This window comes from Bacillus sp. JJ1609 (assembly GCF_036967045.1).
Classification (GTDB): Bacteria; Bacillota; Bacilli; order Bacillales; family Cytobacillaceae; genus Mesobacillus.
Genome location: NZ_JBALSS010000014.1, coordinates 30280 through 48296 on the forward strand (window position 1 = coordinate 30280; position 18017 = coordinate 48296).

An 18017-nucleotide genomic window follows, 5' to 3' on the forward strand; every position below is an offset into this window, starting at 1 on the left:
GGCGAATTGAACCGTTGAAATAGAAAAGGTTAAAAATAGATAGGAACCGCTTTCATGAATTATGGTAAAATATTAATTGAGTTGGTTTAAATCATAGATCTTGGAGGACTTACATTGGCTTATCAATTATCAAACCGTTTTAAAATGTTTAGTTTGAATTCCAACCCTAAATTAGCAGCAGAAATGGCATCACTTTTAGGATGCGAGTTAGGGAAAAGCTCTGTCACTCGATTTAGTGATGGGGAAATTCAGATTAATATAGAAGAAAGTGTTCGTGGAAGTGATGTTTATTTGGTTCAGTCGACTTCACAGCCTGGCAATGAACATCTTATGGAACTTCTCATCATGATTGATGCATTGAAAAGAGCCTCAGCTAAAACAATCAATGTCGTGATTCCTTACTACGGATATGCAAGACAAGACCGAAAAGCACGTTCCCGGGAACCGATTACAGCAAAACTAGTAGCAAACCTTCTAGTAACAGCTGGAGCAGACAGAATTCTTACCATTGACCTTCACGCTCCGCAAATACAAGGATTTTTCGATATACCCGTTGACCAATTAGTAGGTGTCCCGATCCTTGCTCAATATTTCGAGAATAAAGGATTAGAGGATATTGTGGTGGTTGCCCCAGATAATGGCGGGGTAGTCAGAGCTAGAAAATTGGCGAACCGTTTACATGCACCTATCGCATTAGTAGATAAACGCCGTCCACAGCCGAATGTTGTAGAAGTTATGAACATTGTTGGTAACATTGAAGGAAAAAATGCAATTCTAATTGATGATATGATCGATACAGCCGGCACAATAACTTTAGCAGCTAATGCATTAATGGAAAAAGGAGCAAAAGCAGTGTATGCATGCTGCACTCACGCTGTGCTTTCCGGAGCAGCAATTAGTAGAATAGAAGCATCAGCAATAAAAGAATTAGTAGTCACGAATTCAATTGAGCTTCCAGAAGAGAAAATGATCAATAAAATTACAACCTTATCAATTGCACCATTGCTTGTGGATGCAATCGACCGTATTCATAATGAAAAAGCAGTAAGTCCTCTATTTGAATAAATATAAAAATCAAGCCAACTACATTAAATGTGAGTTGGCTTGAATTTTATAATGAACATATAGTCCCCAACCATTCCAAGGATTCATCTGAGAACCATCCTGTTCATTTTACTTATCTTGATAATAATCATGCTTCCAGATCAATACCATAAAACTTCAATTCTTCAGTATCATTAGGAAGAGTCACATACCCTTCAAGCTCCATCCCGAGTTTTTCCAGTAGCTTTGAAGAAGCAGTGTTATCTTTTGTGGTGATGGCAACAAGCCTGTCTATACCCAATTTCCTCGCATATTCCACTGTACCCTTAGCCGCTTCATAGGCATATCCTTTGGATTGATGTGCTGCAAGGAAAGCAAAGCCTAGATCCACATCCTCCAACCCATCCCGTTTGATCAATCCGCATAATCCTATTGGTATATGGGTTTCTTTGAGTTCAGCCACAAATAGCCCGAACCCGTGCCGTTCGTACATGCTCCTTGGACCAGACAAAATATAATTCTCAGCATCCTCAATCGACCGAATTCCTTTATCACCTATATACTGAAGCCATCCCGGTTCATTCAATAGTTGTAAAATAAATTCCGAATCACGAACATCCAGCCAGCGGACATTTAAACGCTCCGTTTCAAAAACCTGCACATTCCATACCTCATTTCGGCGAATAATGGGTGATGATCCCTGTTTATGATTATAGTAGAAATTCAAACTTTGTTAAACAGTAATGGAAAAAGGTGGTTTCGCAATAAGTAAAATGGGTATTTTTAGATAAAAACAGTTTACCTACTGTAACACGCCAGGTTGTATTTACCACATCTTTCAGTTCTTTATATAAAACCCCACAAAACCATTCCTAAAAACGAACCTATATAATTGGTCTAAAAAATATAATTCTATATAATTGTTTGGTGCACTCATATAGATGTAAGGCACCTTTTAACAACTAGTTACTAAACATAAGAAAACAAGGTGGGAATTGCAATTGGGGAGAATGGAAAGAAGGCAGCAAAGGAAGAAATCAATTATCAATTGGAATGATATTAAATCTAAAAGTACGATGAAGAAGGTCATCGCCATTAGTGGGGCTTTGCTCATTTTGGGATTTTTGATTCTAAATATCATGATTTGGAGCAGTGATGTCAGCAAACTGGAAGAACCTGCACCGCAGCCTACGATGATTTTGGATCAAAATGATCAGGTTGCAAGCAAGGTTGCAGCTTCCAATATTGAAGGAGTTAGCATAAAACAAATCCCGGAGCATCTGATACATGCTGTGGTTTCTACCGAAGATCAAAGATTTTACAAGCATGGTGGAATCAATTATTTCGCGATTGCCAAGGCATTCATGCAAAATACATTCAAGGGTGAAATTGTTGCAGGAGGCAGTACGCTTACCCAGCAGCTGGCGAAAAATGCATTTTTGACACAGGAACGTACGTATACCAGAAAGTTTAAAGAATTGATTCTTACGAAAAAGATTGAGCAAAAGTACTCTAAAGATGAAATCATGGAACGTTACCTGAACCAGATTTATTTTGGTGAAGGTGCATGGGGAATTCAGCGTGCAGCACAGACTTATTTTGGCAAGGATGTAAGTGACCTAAATTTAAGTGAATCAGCGATGATTGCAGGATTAATCAAGGCTCCTTCCATCTTGTCTCCTTTTAAAGACATGGATAAATCTGTCGAGCGGAGAGATGTAGTTTTGACACTAATGGAGAAAGAGGGCTACATCAGTAAAAAGGAGCTGGAAAAAGCCAAAGAACAGCAAATTGTGTTAGAAGGCAAGAAGATTGATGATTACAAAGGGAATTACCCTTATTATGTTGACCATATTATTGCAGAAGCCATCCAAAAGTACGACCTGACAGAAAATGAAATTCTTTCAGGCGGGCTGCGAATCTATACGGAGCTGAATCCAGAAATTCAGGGTGCTGTTGAAGAAGTTTACAAGAATAAAAGTTTGTTTCCGGAAAGCAAGCCTGATCAACTGATCCAGAGCGGGGCTGCTTTCATCAATCCATCAACCGGAGGGATTACGGCCATAGTTGGTGGCCGAGGGGAACATACTTTTCGAGGGTTTAATCGGGCGACTCAACTTAAAAGGCAGCCGGGTTCAACGATGAAGCCACTCGCCGTTTATACTCCTGCCCTGGAACAAGGATATGAGATGTTCGATATGCTTCAGGATATGCCAATGGATCTCGGCGGATATCAGCCCATGAACTACGATCGACAATACCGCGGACAGGTATCCATGTATGAAGCGGTCATCAATTCTTATAATGTCCCTCCTGTATGGCTGCTGGATAAAATGGGAGTGAAGTACGGCATTAACGCAGTCGAGCGTTTCGGGATAAAAGTGGAGGAAGAAGACCATCAGCTTGGTCTGGCACTCGGGGGAATGAACAAGGGTGTTTCTCCTTTAACATTGGCGCAGGCATATTCTGCATTTCCAAACAAAGGATTAATGACAGAGGCTCACTCTATTAAAAGAATTGAGGATGCAGAAGGAAATCTGATCGGAAAATGGCATAATAATGCGACGAAGGTTACCGATGAAAAAGTAGCGGATAAAATGACCTACATGCTTAAAGGAGTCGTTGAAGAAGGCACAGGTAAAAGTGCCAGAGTTGACGGCTGGGAGATTGCCGCAAAAACGGGCACGACAGAGGTTCCTTTTGGGAATGAAGAGGGAACAAAGGATCATTGGTTTGTCGGTTACACCCCAGAAATGGTCGGTGCCATCTGGATGGGATATGACCAAACGGATGAAAATCATTACCTGACAGAATCGAGTGGTTCTACCGTAACCCTTATTTTTAAAGAGATCTTTTCTAAGTTCCAAAATCAATTTTCAAAAAAACAATTTGATCTGTCCTCCATTAATAAGCTGGTTGAACAGCAAAGGAAAAAAGAAGAGCAGCAAAAAGCGCTAGAAGAAGAAAAAAATAGAAGAGAGCAAGAGAGAAAGGATGAGGAGAAGAAGAGAGAGGAAGAGAAGGATAAAGAAGATAAGAAGAGAGGGGAAGAGCCGAAGGAAAAAGGCAAAGGAAAAGGGAAAAAGAAAGACAAAGAACATAAGAAACATTGATGTAAGACAAATGCATTGAGGTAAAATGAAGGCAATTACTGAAAAGGTAATTGCCTTTTCTGCATTTAGATGACGATTTAAAGCACAGTTTTTTCCCCATTTTCATCAAAAACATGTTTAAAATCAAATGCCAAAGGAGATGGTCCATGTTTTAGGTATAAGTCGTATCTCTTAAAAGCTTCTTTCCATGAGACATCAGTTACCTTATCCGTCCACCATACGATATAATTTGGCTGTCTTTCTTCAAGAGTGCCAAACCACTTTTTTCTATTTTGTAAAGCTTCCTTATGCAAGCCGGAGTAAGAGAAAGTATATATAGCTGATAGGCTTTTCCATACTGTCAAGGTGAGAAAAGGTGTTCCCTGGCTTATGCTTTCTTTTTCAGGGAAATACCTTCCATTAGGAGAGAATTCTTTTACGAGATGACCAGTTTTTGCAGCTTCACGCATAACTTCAGCACCAACTTCAAAAAATTCACGTGAGGCGGGGTGTTCAGCTGAATGTTTTAGCCTGCCGACAGTATAAATCGCAACAAAAGCCACGTTTATCCCTCATTTACAGTTTTACCTACTTATATTCTTTTAAGAGGGGATTGATTCCTATCTGTATAATAATTATTGGCTGAATACTATTTTTTGTCTTTTAAAGATCACAAAGAAGACCATCAGTTTAGCAACGTTGGTCTTCTCTGATCAGTTTTGCATTTCTCGTTCTAATCGTAAAATCTTTTCCTGGATCTTGATGAGGTTTTCTTCTGATTCACGAATTTGTTGTTGAATCTTTATTTCTAGTTGTTTCATCATTTCGATCCGTTGAAGATTCGTTTCTTTCCCAATCATCGACCATTCTACAAACCGTTTTATGTCCTTGATTGACATACCGGTATCTTTTAAACATAGAATGAAATCCATGAATTTCAAGGCGTCCTCGTCAAAAACCCGATCGCCTTTTTCCGTTCTTTTTAGGAAAGGGAACAGGCCCTGGTTATCATAGTAACGTAATTAGGAGATGGATAAATCCTTCATTTTTGCGACTTGACCAATCGTATAGTTCATCTTATCTTCCTTTTCATGATTACCATGGAATGATTCCACTGTTGTTTAGTATTTTTCCATTATAACCGTTTTCGCTTAATGCGTAATCAACAATAATCTTTGCACCTTCGGACGTTGTTTTGCCTCCTGGAGCGTTACCGTTTAGGTCAGTAGAGGTAAAGCCAGGTGTTACGCTGAAAATCTCTGGCCCATCAATTCCAAATGCTTTCCCGAAGGATAAAGTTAAGGCATTTGCAGCCGTTTTAGATGAATTGTACCCTAATAAATTCAGATGCCCCGCCTGACCATTGTCAAACATCGTTTGCGAAGCCATATCGGTCGTCACATTCACAATTTTCCCGCGTTGAGCATTTTTTATGATCGGTAAAAAAGTTTGGATCATCTGAAACGTTCCAAAGAAGTTCACATTGAATTCTTCACGCAGCGTGTCTATTTTTAATTCAGTAGGGGAGATCCCGAAATCGAGTGCAATCCCAGCGGTATTAATTAACAGATCTAAGTGATCTGTCACTTCAACGATCTTATTCTTTGCCTTTTCAATGGATTCTGTGTCGGTTACATCTACTTTTACATACGAAACATTTGATTTACCAAGTGATTCCACAGCTTTTAATCCAAGTTCCTCATTCCGAGCTCCTAAGAATACAGTGTAATTCTCTTCTGCCAACTGGCGGACAACTTCATACCCAATCCCTTTATTCGCTCCTGTTACAAATGCAAATTTCGTCATTCTTCATTCCTCCAAGATTCTTTTAAATAGGTTCAAATAAAAAGATACAACCTCAACCTAAGTTGAGGTCAAGGTTTATTTTTGCATATCCAACCATCTTTATTTGGGCAAGAAATCAATTAAAGGAATACATCACAAAAAAGTAGAATGTTATAGAAGGTCAAAGAGGAGGCAGAATATGTACTTCTTTCACAAATTAAAAAGCAAAAAATTACAAGTCAGCAAAACGGACGACTTTGGTTATGATTTAAGGAAGAAGTGGGAAGAAAACTTTGCATCGCACTTAAGTCCTCCAGAAAAAAGGGATATCTACCTTCATTCATACAGTGGTGCAAGTGGATATCTGTGGCATGTGTTTAGTTATGAGAAAAGAAAGTGTGAGAAGGAAGAACAAGCAGAGCTTTCTTTCGAACATCAATATAAAGATACTTGCCTGATTTTCTTTCAGCATTCGGATGACGTGTTGCACGTGGAGAATGCTTCAGAATTGAAGGCAAAAGACCTTTTGCTGGCAGATGGCGAGTATGCCGACTTATACGTTGTCGACCAAGAGTTTAAATGGACATATGTTGTCACCCATGAAAGAGGATGGATCGGCCCGTTTTTTTGCAGAAAATGAGATGGAATTGGGCTATGGTAATTAGAAAATGTGAAAGAACTGAGGAAGGCCTTGGTTATCAGAAAATTAATCTCTGCACTGGCTACAACGGTGGTTATGGTCATCTTGTATTCGTTAATTGAAGAGTTTGGAGTAGGACTCTTTTTAGGTATGTACATCCTGCCGATGCTTTTAGTCAATGGAATTCCATGTTCTATCTTATCTGATTATCTAACAAGAAGATCAGGTGGGTATAGGAGGATGGCAGCAGCTGTGCTTCACATTTTTCTTGGAGCGCTGTTTGTCGCTATTCCAACCCTGGTTTTTGAACAAGGGAACTGGCTCACAAGTTTGTGGAACAATGCATTCTTTTTCTTAATGCTACGGTTTCTTCATTCATCTTTTGGTGTTTGATGAACTGATCAAAAGCAAATGGTTAAGTGATTTAAGAGGGAAATGTCTTGGAGTTTTAAGAAGGATAGGGGATTTAAGGATTTAAACGCTGAAGTTTTTATGCAAGTAATCGCCTAAGGTGTGAACAATTGTGGTTTATTCCAATGGCCAAAGACTAAGCACCTTCTATTCAAAAAGAATATAGACCTCATTTCTCTTAATTCCTATCCTTTCACTTATTAAAGTCATTAATGATATACTCATGTTCTACTATTATAGAAGAAATTGATCTCACTGATCGTTTGTTATATAGAGCAAAGGAGTTTAAAAGTATGGCGAATGTGCATGAATTTACGAAGAGAGAAGAAATCGCAAATGCGATTATCCATGGAATCGGGGGACTGTTAAGCATCGCTGCCCTTGTCATCCTGATCGTATTTGCTTCACTATACGGAACAGCATGGCATGTCGTAAGCTTCACCTTATTCGGAGCGACCATGGTGCTGCTCTATACATCCTCAACACTCGTCCACAGCTTCCCACCCGGTAAAGCAAAGGATGTCTTTGAAATTATGGACCATTCATCCATCTATTTTTTTATTGCCGGTACATACACACCATTTCTATTCATTGCGGTAAAAGGAGCACTAGGTTGGACTCTGTTTGGCATTGTTTGGGGTCTGTCAATTGCCGGAACGGTCTTCAAATCGTTGTTCGTTAAACGCTTCTTGCACACATCTACTGGATTATATGTCTTAATGGGATGGCTGATCGTGTTTGCCTGGGGGCCATTGAAAGAAAACGTATCAGCTCAAGGATTAATGTTTCTAGTAATTGGAGGAGTTTTGTATACAGTAGGAGCCATTTTTTATGTATGGCGGGGATTTCATTATCATCATGCAATTTGGCATCTGTTTGTCATTGCCGCTTCGATTATGCACTTTTTTGCGGTTTTGACGTTGTTGCCTTGATGCTCCAGGAGCTAACTGCTTATGTTAAACAAAAGAAGATAAGTAGAAATACCCCAAACGCGGCAGTAATTAACTGCCGTTTTTTTGTATGTATTTTTAATTGAGATTGAATGGGAATTATTAAGTATCCTGACCATTATAAGGTCATGAGTACTATTTGTCAGAATGAACCGCTAAAAAGGATTTTATTGGGAAAGGGACGGAAAGGAGGAGTAAGTGGAGAGACTTAGCTGGAGTTGTTCATTGAAGAGCAGCCCTAGAAAATTAAAACTTGAAGAAATTTCGTGAGAAAAGGGAGAGTATGCAGAGAATAGGCTTATTCTTCCTTTTGTGTTTGAATCGTTAACTAGTAAACCCTAACACTATGGACAGGTGTAAATTAATCTAAACGGATAATCTCATGAGTGCCAAAATAAATTCAAAATTAAGTGGCCGAAATTTTATTTGTATCAACAACTCTATAGTAATTTAATTTGAGATTCCTAAAGTTTTATAAAAACTATAAAATATTTAAAGATATTAAATAATACTATGCTATATTTATTTATAATTGAATAACAAATATTAGTTTTAAGGAGTAAATTATGCTTATTAACAAAATTACTTTAAGAAAATTCAAGCGAGTTGAACATGCTGAATTTAACTTGGATAAAGTTAATGTATTAATTGGTGGCAACAATTCAGGAAAAAGTAGTATTTTACAGGGAATCCATTTTTCTGTTACTGTTTCTGCAATAGCGAGACAACAACAATTAGAAACATTCTCAAGTGATTTATTGTTATATAACCCTACACCTGATTTTACGTTATTAAAAAATGGAACACCATATAGAAATATGGGTGAAGATATAAGTAGTGAATTAAGCATTTCAGCTTTAGCAGAAAACACAGAATCTCGAGTTAGTTATAATATTGTGCTTAATAAAGGAAGGAACCATGGTAACATTGGGTGTCGCCGTAACGGAGACCAACCATTAGGTTTATTGATAACAGACCCAAGCAACTTATTTAGTATTTATGTTCCAGGTTTGGCCGGAATTCCGCAATCAGAGGAATTAAAGTCTAAGGCAATTGTACGAAGAGGGGTAGCTAGTGGAGATGCTAATTTGTATTTACGGAATGTAATATACTATATTGAAAAGACAAACAAGTTAGAAGATTTAAATAGTAGTTTAAGTTCAATATTCCCAGGAATGTCTGTTTCAATTAACTTTAACGAAGAACTCGATACGTATATTAAAGTATTTATCAATTTAAACGGGAGGTCAACACCACTCGAATTAATTGGAACAGGAGTTCTTCAAATTCTTCAGATCCTATCTTACATTACTTATTTCAATCCTCGATTATTATTATTAGATGAACCTGATTCACATTTACACCCTAATAATCAAGTTGTTTTAGCTGATACATTAAAATTAATTTCAGAAGAAACAAATACACAAATACTTCTTTGTACTCATAGTAGACATATTATTGATGCACTTTATGGGCAAGCGAATTTCATCTGGATGAAAGATGGAAAACTTCATGAAGAGGGTTATACTATTGAAAGGTTACCTTTATTAGTTGATATCGGTGCGTTAGATGACTTTGATAAATTTAGGCAAGGGTTACTTAATTCAGTGGTATTAACCGAGGACCGAAATACTGCCTTTTTAGAAAAATTGTTGGTAGCGAATGGTTTTAATTTAAATAACGTTTTAGTTTACAGTTATAAAACGTCTTCAAACCTAGAAGGAGCATCATTGTTTGTCGACTTTATCAAGGAAGTTGCAAATAATTGTAAAGTAATTATTCATAGAGACAGGGACTTTATGACTGATGATGAGGTTGAAAAAATAAAAAATAAAATATTACAAGCAAATGCAATTCCCTTTATAACATCAGGAAGTGATGTTGAGGCTTATTTCATTAAATCTGATCATGTCGCGGAATTACTTGAAATGGAAGAGATTGAAGTCCGTTCTTGGATAGATGAATTAGCTAGATTAAATCATAATCAAATTCAACACGAATTTACAAGAAAGAGAGATGAAATTAAGGGTAAATTATATTCGAGACAGAATATAAATCAGTGCCCAGACACTTATTCTTTAATTGGTATAGGAATCCCATTGACTGAAGATAAGAGAAAAGGTAAATTTATGATGAAAAAAATAAGAGGGAATATGTTTAGTAGATTTAATAGAGAAGTTGATTTAATAACTATTACCCCTTATTTAAAATGCCAAGAATTAGAGTCAATCCTCAATCAAATTAATGAAGAAACCGAACAATTAGTATAATTTTTTACTTTTATCCACCTTATTTTTGTTTAGGCTATTTATATCTGGAAGCTCATTTTCTTCGCAAGCTCTGAGGAGATCATAGGGTCGTACCTAAAATTTCCGTTAATTATGAGGGATCTTTCACACGGTTTCAATATTATTCACTGAACATAAATCATCAAAGAAGCAAAGGATAAGTCCCTGGTGAGTCCCTTTGATTCTAGGACTATTTCACCTACAGAATGATAGGCCGGAACCGTCCCTATATTTCAAACGCGTGAAACTGTTGCGAAGATTGTACTTGCATAAAAAATAAGAGCCTTACCCTTTTGTGGATAAGGCTCTTATAATGGCAAGAATTTCACTAATTGAATTGATATTTAGAATCCGAAATGATGAGAGAGAAACGTCCCGATATCTCACTATCTTCAAATCCTTGTTCGTTAAACGCTTCCTGCATACATCCACAGGAGTATGGCGGGGATTTCATTATCATGATGCAATATGGCATCTGTTTGTCATTGCCGCTTCGTTTATGCATTTTTTTGCGGTTCTGACGTTGTTGCCTTGATTATGAAAAGCTAAATAATTTCTGATAGCGGCAGTTCATAGACTGTCGCTTTTCTATGCGCATAAAATATGTTGCGAAAGGGAAACAAATGGTCATTATCGTGCGTGGTCAATATTTTTCCAGAGGTATCTAATGGTGGTAAAAAGGAGAATCACCTTTGGAACAGAAATTGACAATCCTGATCGGGGAACCATTAAGAAAGCTATGCAAACAACAACATCTTTCACAGGAAGATCTAGCTTACTACAGCAATTTGGATCGAAAATACATAGGCAACCTGGAAAGGAATACACAAAATCCGACATTAGAAACCATCATCAAATTAGCAACGGCATTAGGAATTAAGCCTTCTCAATTCATAAAGATAATAGAAGAATATAAAGCAAACGCACACTATTTGTTAGAAGCTTCAAAAGAAGTAGAAGAGATTAAGGCGGTATATAGACAGAACAAAAATAATGTAAAAAACGATTAATCCCCAAATGGAGGATCCCATGAATACTACTGAGTATATGGAGCGAAGGGTACCTAGGTTTTTTAATGAGTACAACGATGAGATTGAAATGGAGATCATTAAGTATCAAGATCATTTTAAAGTAGTTGTGACGATATGCCAGGAAGAACCGCCTTACAAGGATTTTATTGGGATTGGCACGGATTGCAGGTGGGAGGAGGGTGGCTAGGAAAGCTTTAAAAGAATTGTATTTGAAGGCATATTGTGAATAATTGAATGATTAAGCAATATCCTAATTTATATGAATTCTAAAAACTGTGAAATTGTTACGAAGATTGTACTAGCATAAATATGAGAGCCTTATCCTTTTAAGGATGAGGCTCTTTTAGTTGAGAAATTTATTTTTTGAAATAGTATTTTGATTCTCGAGTGAGACGCAAGAACCGTCCTATGTCTACACGACATAAGGGCTATAAATAATAAAGTTTTATATTTGACGTGCAAAAATAATCGCTATAATAATCTTGATTAAACAATATATACATTCGAGGGAGCTTAGAGACTGCCTTTTTTTGTGTCAGTTACAAAATTGTTTCATTAAGGAAACAAATGCCTAGTTTTATGTGTGTATCTATTTGAATAATAAGTTTGTAATGGTCTTAAAAAGGAGTTATTTCCTTGAAAAAAGAGAAGACCATTATTGTTGGCAAAATTATTGAAAAACATAGGAGAAAACAATTGCTTAGTCAAGAAGATTTAGCCGATTTAAGCCAAAAAGACCGAAACACTATCAGCGACCTAGAAAGAGACCAATATAATCCCTCATTCGGAACCATCTATAGTTTGGCAGCTGCACTAGGCATGAAGCCATCAGAATTAGTAAGGGAAATAGAAGAACTAGAAGAAAACGCGGTATACTTTAATGAACTCCTAAGAGAAATTGAAGAGAAAAAAATCTTTAATAAAAAGAATAAAAGGTCCAGATAGAATGGAGAATTCCCATATGAATTTATTAGAGTATATTGAGCGTAGCGTCTCCAGGCTCACCAATGAATACAATGATGAGATTGAAATGGAAATCATTAAGTATCAGCATCATTATAAAGTAGTTGTGACAATATGCCAGGAAGAACAACCCTACAAGGATTTTATTGGGATAGGGACTGATAAAAGGAGTGCGAGGAGAGCAGCCAGGAAGGCGTTAAAAAGTTTATATTTCAAAGCATATAGTGAAGAAAAAAATCATTAACATTTTAATTTTATAAACAAAATTAGTACTTGTTAGGTATAAACTCTATAGACTTTGAAGTGGCTGCGAAGATTATATGCACCAAAATTTTAAAGCCTTTTCCTTTAGTGGAAAAGGCTTTTTTAGTAACGAGCATTCAGTAATTAAAATGATTCGATTCACCAATCGATACAAAAGAACCATCCCTGTGTCTCTCCAGGACGGATCGGCGGGGGAGGAGGACGGTGGCTAGGAAAGCTTTAAAAGATCTATACTTGTAGGCATATGGTGAAGAAATGAAAAATTAACATTATCTAATGTTAACATACTTTACGCACTGTGAAACTGTTTTGAAGATTGTACTTGCAATAAGATGTAACCTTTTAACTTTTTGTGGAAAAGACTCTCTTAATAGCAAGAATTTCACAAATAGAATTGATATATCGATTCTCTCGAATGATCTACAAGAACCGTACCTATCACTCCCTAAAGCTTTGAATTTACACAAGCAATGGTATTCCTGATATATAGTAATTATTTTCCGTAAAAGGGATTTTTTTATAGATTATGTTCACGAAAAAGGATTTTTACCGATAAATAAGAGGGATTATTAGTTAATTGCAGTGGACCTCAATTTAAGCAATGAGCAAGAGGAAACTAGCGTATGGTTTCCAAATTTATCCATTATATAATTATACACACAAATAAATTGGAATTAAAAACGGTAAATGCAATTATATTTTCTTGAATTTCGATTTGAGGTTTTTATACGATTAACTATTTAAAAGGGGACCTAAAATGAAAGATTATAATTTATATCAAGTATTGGAAGCTATTAGAAAAGAAAAAAATATAACAGATTCTCTTTTTAAACAAATATTACAAACCTATGATTTAGACCTGAAAGATTTCGAAAAGGGAAATGCAAATCAAATTGAATTTACAAATTTAATGATAGAGCAACTATTTAAAAAGCCAAATAAAAACTTCCATACAATTTCATCTAAAGACAACTTTTCCAATTTAATCAACGAAGAAGAGAATATACCCTTTTTAATATATCGCCCTCTTAATGATCATTCGAGAGAGCATTTAAGGGTTGGGGATATATTATTTTCTTATAGAAATGGGCAATTTAAAGATTTAGACGAAGCATTAAACACGAGGGGTATCTATGGATTAGGAGTTGCTATATCTAATCCGATGAAGTTTAGCGAGGAATATAAAGGCAGAGAAGCATACAAAAACTTTGGTGTAGTTGTAATATATCCTTTTAAACTTAAAAGACATTTATCTGTTCGGGATATACAATTAAATCCGAATACTATCAATTTAACTCCATACAATGGAAATAGAAATGACTCACTACAATATATTTCAGGTGAAAAGCACTCTAATAGTTTATTAGGGATGATACTTTATAAGAATCCTCATATCAAAGAACTCTTAGAGTTTATGAATATTCATATTGAAGAGACTATTACTCCGGATGTTTTATGGAATGATTATCGAAAAACTGAAACTCCCGAGGATTATGAATTTGATTATAAATCATCATTTAAAAAATGGCTGAGTGAATTGGGAGAGCTTTCAAAGAAAAGTCAAACCAACTATATCTCAGCAATGAAATCCTTAGAAAGTACGTGGAACACCAATCATATTAGTAAAATTGATATATGGGGAGATCCTTACTTCGTAAAAGATGAAATTGGCAAAGATGCTTTATTTAATGATAACTTTATAAATCAATTAAATAATGATCAAAATTACACTCACTCATCTGCTATTAATTATTACTTTAGGTTTTTAGAGTGTTTACAAGATACTCAAATTAGAGGTATTAATCGAATTTACTTTGGGGCACCTGGAACGGGAAAGTCGTATAATATTGAAAAATTTATTAAGACAAATGGCATAGCTAATTACAATGATAAAAGAGATTTTCCAAACGTATTTAGAACTACATTACATCCGGAATTTAGTTATACAGATTTTGTTGGACAAGTAATGCCGGTGGTAACACCTATTGATAACAGTAATTCTAAAATAGAATATAAATTTTATCCTCAGGTTTTCACAAAAGCATTAAAGTTTGCTTTTGAAAACCCTAGTGAACCAGTGTTTTTAATTTTAGAAGAAATGTCTCGTTCAAATGTTGCAGCAGTATTTGGAGATTTATTTCAATTATTAGATAGAGATGAAAATGGTGAAAGTGAATATCGTATAGATAATTTAATGATCTCAAATGAAGTTTGGGGAAAACATTCTGTAAAAAAAATCTACTTGCCGTACAATTTCTTTATTATTGGCACAGTCAATACGAGTGATCAAAATGTTTTTGTAATGGATACAGCTTTTAAACGCCGGTTTGAGTTTGAATATATTGATGCAAATGAAGTAGCGTTAGATAACAAAAAAGTGCCGCTGAATAATTTCACTTTCAATCTTTTAGATGATGACGATACTGAAAGTGTATTCTTCGATTGGATTGATTTATATAGAAGTTTAAATGATTTCATTACTAATTATGGCGATCAAGGGTTAGGGTTATCAGAAGATAAACAATTAGGACAATTCTTCATTAAGTTCAGGAAGAATGATGATAGCTATAATTACAATCAGTTTAATGGAAAATTACTGCAATATTTATGGGATGATGTCCAATTGGTTTCCTACTCAAATGTTTCTATTTTTAAACCGGAAATAGCAAATTTCTCTGCGGCGTATAAAGCTGTTAAGAATAGAAAAAATGTATTTTCTACCGAGTTTCAGAAATATCTTAATAAATATAATCAAAATGGCAGGTAACATATGTGAATGACTATAAATATTTAATTGTTCAAGATGGAACTTTATTGAAAAGTGATCTTGAAAAAAAATTCAAAAGATATTTTACTTATAGGGATATTAGAAGTAATAACATAGGAGATTATATAAACTTCGTTGGGTTTATATTCACTGAGGAAGAAGCATTGGTAAGTTTTCCAAAGCATTTTTTTTCGGAAGAAAGTTTATCAAAAATTAATAGAGATAATTTAAATGTTGATATATATTTGGATCTTCTTTTTAAAATCATACAAAAAAATATAAGCAGAGAAAATAAAAGACTTTTGGAAGTAAAACAAGAAATCAATAAGGGTTATCCATTTGAAGCTTTCTCAGCTATTTATCAATATTATCAAAAATACAATTTATTTACACAAGAAAGAAACAATAAAAAATTCGGTTATAGCGGTAAGATCCTATGGAAAGACACATTTAAAAAGTCACCTTTAGTGTTAAATCAGGGAAATTTACTATATTTGCCACCTGTAATGCAAGATCGTGTTTCGGATTTTGTATTTATAAGTAAATGTATGGCTTATGTTATTAATACAACACTCGATACCTTTCACTTTTTATTTAAACTTCCCTTAGTCAGTTTAGAGTACAGAGATATAAACTTTAGTAACAAAGAAAAAATAATTAACCATTTGAGAGATATTAAATCACATCTTTTTAAAGATATACATCTGCGCTTAATCGAAGACTTAATTACATTTTTTAAAAACGAGCATCATGGCAGTAAACATTATGAAATTAAAATCTATTCTTTTCATTTAATATGGGAAGATATGGTTAGATATTACCTCAATAATCACTTTTCAAAAATTAATAATGAAACCGAAGAGATTATTTTTAATAGCAGAGATAATAAAAAACTCAACTTTCAAAAGAGGGAGTTTGAGTTAGATAGTAGAAAAAAAAATAAAGGAGTAAAAACATATAGGATTGAACCGGATTACTTTCTTGACGAAGTAGATAACAGATATATATTTGATGCTAAATATTATAGTGAATTAGATAAGCTTGATTATAAACAAGTTGCCTACTATTTTTTATTGGAGAATTTTAAAAATGATAAAAAATTAAAGATATATAATGCATTATTCCTTCCTACATCAAAATCAGGATTTATGAAAATTCATTTTCATTTAGACAAAGAACATTCAGGAGTTGAAGAAGGATTTAAAATCATGGAATATTATCTGAATATGAGGGAAATTTTGCAAGTTTATGTTGGCGAAAATACTAACATTCGATAAGACATTATCAAACTGCGAATGATGCGATAATAGGAGGGTGTAAGATGTGGCCTATGAAAATGAACATTGAGAAAGTAAAAGACAACTGGGGAAAGCCAAGGGAATTGTTTAAAGTAAATAATAAGAGACCATATAAAACGGATGGTATTTTGACAAATACTATTGTTAAAGAATCATTTGATTTTGCTTTTGATATGAGTTTTGGTAAAAAAGGTGAACATCGGCAAACCAGAACTGGCGGAGATTCTAAAAGGACAAATGGGGAGATATTCACAAATGCATTTCAAGGGAAATTAGCAGAATACGGAACAAAACATTTTTTTAAAGAACATGGTGTTTTGCTTGATGAACCTGATACTGAGCGATATGGACTTGGCAAGTGGGATAGTGTGGACTTTGATTATAAAAAAAAGAAGATATCAGTGAAATCAACCAAGTTTTATGGAGAATTGTTACTCTTAGAAACAGGTGATTGGAATGAAAAAGGAGAATATAGACCCAATCTTGCCGCTGGAAAGCCAGCTGAATACGATTATTTTGTTTTGGTTCGCATAATGCCCAATATTGAAAAAATAATGGACGATAATAAATTATTAAAAAAAGATGTTGTGAAAAAAGAAGCGCTTGAAAGCATATTTTTTAATGAGCAACTGGTATACTCCTATAATCTTCCTGGCTGTATCTCGAAAAAATCATTGCTTCAAATAATAGAATCTAAGACCATAATTCCTAAGAGAGCTTTCCTAAATAAAAAAGGGAATTCGATGGATGCTGAGAATTATTATGTCCAAACAGGAGACTTAATTCAAATGTCAAAACTAATTAACAAGCTAAAAGAAATATGAGAAAAAACTAAAAAAGTACGTAGTTTGAAAGATAATATTGTAATTCCATGCCCCAAGTAAATCCCTAAAATACATTAGTTAAACATTTTTGTTTTAGGCGACAGGTAGAGTTGGGTTAACGCAAGAAGAACTTGAAAATTCCTAAATGTTCTCACCCGGTTGATAAATTATACATAAGAACCTTGCTACTTTCACTCCATCAAATATAAAATTTTGAATAGCCCGCAATAATTTGATTGAAAGTTTCTCGTGTAAACTGAAGTTATCTTTAATCATCTTGTTTATATTACTGGAAAGAGATGATGGCATTCCTTAAGGAGTGCTTTTTAATTTCCTTTTAAATAAAACTAGATGTTTTATTGTTATATATATGTCTATAAATGATATAATTGTTTTTTAATATTAATTAAAGGGTGGATAGTTATGAGCAACAGTTGGGGGGGAGCTAGAACAGGTTCTGGCAGAAAGGTCCTGCATGAGAAATTAAAGAAAAAAGGATATACCTTTCAACTAACAGAAGATGAGATAAAATTTATAGAATCATTTGATGGAAAGAATAGAAGTGAATCATTAAGAACTTTAATAGAAACATACAAAAACTTGAAAAAACGAATTGATTTTTCAAGAGAGTAATGTTAATATTTTATTAATAATATTATT

17 protein-coding genes and 1 pseudogene are annotated in these 18017 nt (G+C 34.7%); 14 read left to right on the forward strand and 4 right to left on the reverse strand.

Annotation, left to right across the window (positions count from 1 at the left end; all coding sequences use genetic code 11):
- Window positions 1-114: 114 nt before the first annotated feature.
- Entirely contained in the window at window positions 115-1065 is a 951-nt protein-coding gene (locus V7654_RS12400) for a ribose-phosphate diphosphokinase (protein WP_335430647.1), read from the forward strand.
- A gap of 127 nt (window positions 1066-1192) precedes the next feature.
- Here V7654_RS12400 and V7654_RS12405 read toward each other — a convergent pair whose 3' ends face one another.
- The gene (locus V7654_RS12405) at window positions 1193-1705 is read right to left on the reverse strand and encodes a GNAT family N-acetyltransferase (RefSeq protein WP_335430649.1); all 513 of its coding nucleotides are present in this window, start codon (window positions 1703-1705) and stop codon (window positions 1193-1195) included.
- 349 nt (window positions 1706-2054) lie between these two features.
- Here V7654_RS12405 and V7654_RS12410 point away from each other — a divergent pair, with 349 nt between their 5' ends.
- Window positions 2055-4157, forward strand: coding sequence for a transglycosylase domain-containing protein (locus V7654_RS12410; protein WP_438825297.1), 2103 nt, complete (start codon window positions 2055-2057; stop codon window positions 4155-4157).
- A 77-nt stretch (window positions 4158-4234) separates the two neighbouring features.
- Here the strand turns inward: V7654_RS12410 and V7654_RS12415 are convergent, their stop codons facing one another.
- The 3 genes and pseudogenes from V7654_RS12415 to V7654_RS12425 form a co-directional block, all read right to left on the reverse strand.
- A complete protein-coding gene (locus tag V7654_RS12415; protein WP_335430650.1) occupies window positions 4235-4699 on the reverse strand; it encodes a DUF3291 domain-containing protein in 465 nt (154 codons plus the stop codon).
- A 150-nt stretch (window positions 4700-4849) separates the two neighbouring features.
- Window positions 4850-5212: pseudogene (locus tag V7654_RS12420) on the reverse strand (MerR family transcriptional regulator).
- Window positions 5213-5231: 19 nt separating this feature from the next.
- Window positions 5232-5942 (reverse strand): SDR family NAD(P)-dependent oxidoreductase, encoded by a 711-nt coding sequence (locus tag V7654_RS12425; RefSeq protein ID WP_335430651.1) that lies wholly within the window; start codon window positions 5940-5942, stop codon window positions 5232-5234.
- A 178-nt stretch (window positions 5943-6120) separates the two neighbouring features.
- On the opposite strand from V7654_RS12425, the gene V7654_RS12430 reads away from it, so the two are divergent.
- The 12 genes from V7654_RS12430 (at window position 6121) to V7654_RS12485 (ending at window position 17990) form a co-directional block, all read left to right on the forward strand.
- On the forward strand, window positions 6121-6561 hold the full coding sequence (locus V7654_RS12430; RefSeq protein ID WP_335430652.1) for a DUF4275 family protein: 441 nt from the start codon (window positions 6121-6123) through the stop codon (window positions 6559-6561).
- Between the two features lie 30 nt (window positions 6562-6591).
- The gene (locus V7654_RS12435) at window positions 6592-6954 is read left to right on the forward strand and encodes a hypothetical protein (protein WP_335430654.1); all 363 of its coding nucleotides are present in this window, start codon (window positions 6592-6594) and stop codon (window positions 6952-6954) included.
- A 311-nt stretch (window positions 6955-7265) separates the two neighbouring features.
- Window positions 7266-7904, forward strand: a complete 639-nt coding sequence (gene trhA, locus V7654_RS12440) for a PAQR family membrane homeostasis protein TrhA (protein WP_335430655.1) — start codon at window positions 7266-7268, stop codon at window positions 7902-7904.
- A 584-nt stretch (window positions 7905-8488) separates the two neighbouring features.
- Window positions 8489-10192, forward strand: a complete 1704-nt coding sequence (locus V7654_RS12445) for an AAA family ATPase (protein WP_335430656.1) — start codon at window positions 8489-8491, stop codon at window positions 10190-10192.
- A gap of 710 nt (window positions 10193-10902) precedes the next feature.
- A complete protein-coding gene (locus V7654_RS12450; protein WP_335430657.1) occupies window positions 10903-11220 on the forward strand; it encodes a helix-turn-helix domain-containing protein in 318 nt (105 codons plus the stop codon).
- Window positions 11221-11239: 19 nt separating this feature from the next.
- Entirely contained in the window at window positions 11240-11428 is a 189-nt protein-coding gene (locus V7654_RS12455; protein ID WP_335430659.1) for a hypothetical protein, read from the forward strand.
- A 449-nt stretch (window positions 11429-11877) separates the two neighbouring features.
- A complete protein-coding gene (locus V7654_RS12460) occupies window positions 11878-12186 on the forward strand; it encodes a helix-turn-helix domain-containing protein (protein WP_335430660.1) in 309 nt (102 codons plus the stop codon).
- 16 nt (window positions 12187-12202) lie between these two features.
- The gene (locus tag V7654_RS12465; RefSeq protein WP_335430661.1) at window positions 12203-12448 is read left to right on the forward strand and encodes a hypothetical protein; all 246 of its coding nucleotides are present in this window, start codon (window positions 12203-12205) and stop codon (window positions 12446-12448) included.
- Between the two features lie 777 nt (window positions 12449-13225).
- A complete protein-coding gene (locus V7654_RS12470) occupies window positions 13226-15235 on the forward strand; it encodes an McrB family protein (RefSeq protein ID WP_335430662.1) in 2010 nt (669 codons plus the stop codon).
- 5 nt (window positions 15236-15240) lie between these two features.
- Window positions 15241-16512, forward strand: coding sequence for a hypothetical protein (locus V7654_RS12475; protein WP_335430664.1), 1272 nt, complete (start codon window positions 15241-15243; stop codon window positions 16510-16512).
- 44 nt (window positions 16513-16556) lie between these two features.
- Window positions 16557-17357 carry a hypothetical protein gene (locus tag V7654_RS12480; RefSeq protein WP_335430665.1) on the forward strand — a complete coding sequence of 267 codons (801 nt, stop codon included), beginning with the start codon at window positions 16557-16559 and terminating at the stop codon, window positions 17355-17357.
- A gap of 423 nt (window positions 17358-17780) precedes the next feature.
- Window positions 17781-17990, forward strand: coding sequence for a hypothetical protein (locus V7654_RS12485; RefSeq protein WP_335430666.1), 210 nt, complete (start codon window positions 17781-17783; stop codon window positions 17988-17990).
- Window positions 17991-18017 lie beyond the last annotated feature (27 nt).

What these genes read in the sequence shown, in the direction of transcription:
- V7654_RS12455 (WP_335430659.1), top strand. Translation starts at nt 11,240, where the DNA reads ATGAATACTACTGAGTATATGGAGCGAAGGGTACCTAGGTTTTTTAAT.
- V7654_RS12425 (WP_335430651.1), bottom strand. Translation starts at nt 5,942, where the DNA reads ATGACGAAATTTGCATTTGTAACAGGAGCGAATAAAGGGATTGGGTAT.
- V7654_RS12465 (WP_335430661.1), top strand. Translation starts at nt 12,203, where the DNA reads ATGAATTTATTAGAGTATATTGAGCGTAGCGTCTCCAGGCTCACCAAT.
- V7654_RS12430 (WP_335430652.1), top strand. Translation starts at nt 6,121, where the DNA reads ATGTACTTCTTTCACAAATTAAAAAGCAAAAAATTACAAGTCAGCAAA.
- V7654_RS12470 (WP_335430662.1), top strand. Translation starts at nt 13,226, where the DNA reads ATGAAAGATTATAATTTATATCAAGTATTGGAAGCTATTAGAAAAGAA.
- V7654_RS12410 (WP_438825297.1), top strand. Translation starts at nt 2,055, where the DNA reads ATGGAAAGAAGGCAGCAAAGGAAGAAATCAATTATCAATTGGAATGAT.
- V7654_RS12445 (WP_335430656.1), top strand. Translation starts at nt 8,489, where the DNA reads ATGCTTATTAACAAAATTACTTTAAGAAAATTCAAGCGAGTTGAACAT.
- V7654_RS12485 (WP_335430666.1), top strand. Translation starts at nt 17,781, where the DNA reads ATGAGCAACAGTTGGGGGGGAGCTAGAACAGGTTCTGGCAGAAAGGTC.
- V7654_RS12480 (WP_335430665.1), top strand. Translation starts at nt 16,557, where the DNA reads ATGTGGCCTATGAAAATGAACATTGAGAAAGTAAAAGACAACTGGGGA.
- trhA (WP_335430655.1), top strand. Translation starts at nt 7,266, where the DNA reads ATGGCGAATGTGCATGAATTTACGAAGAGAGAAGAAATCGCAAATGCG.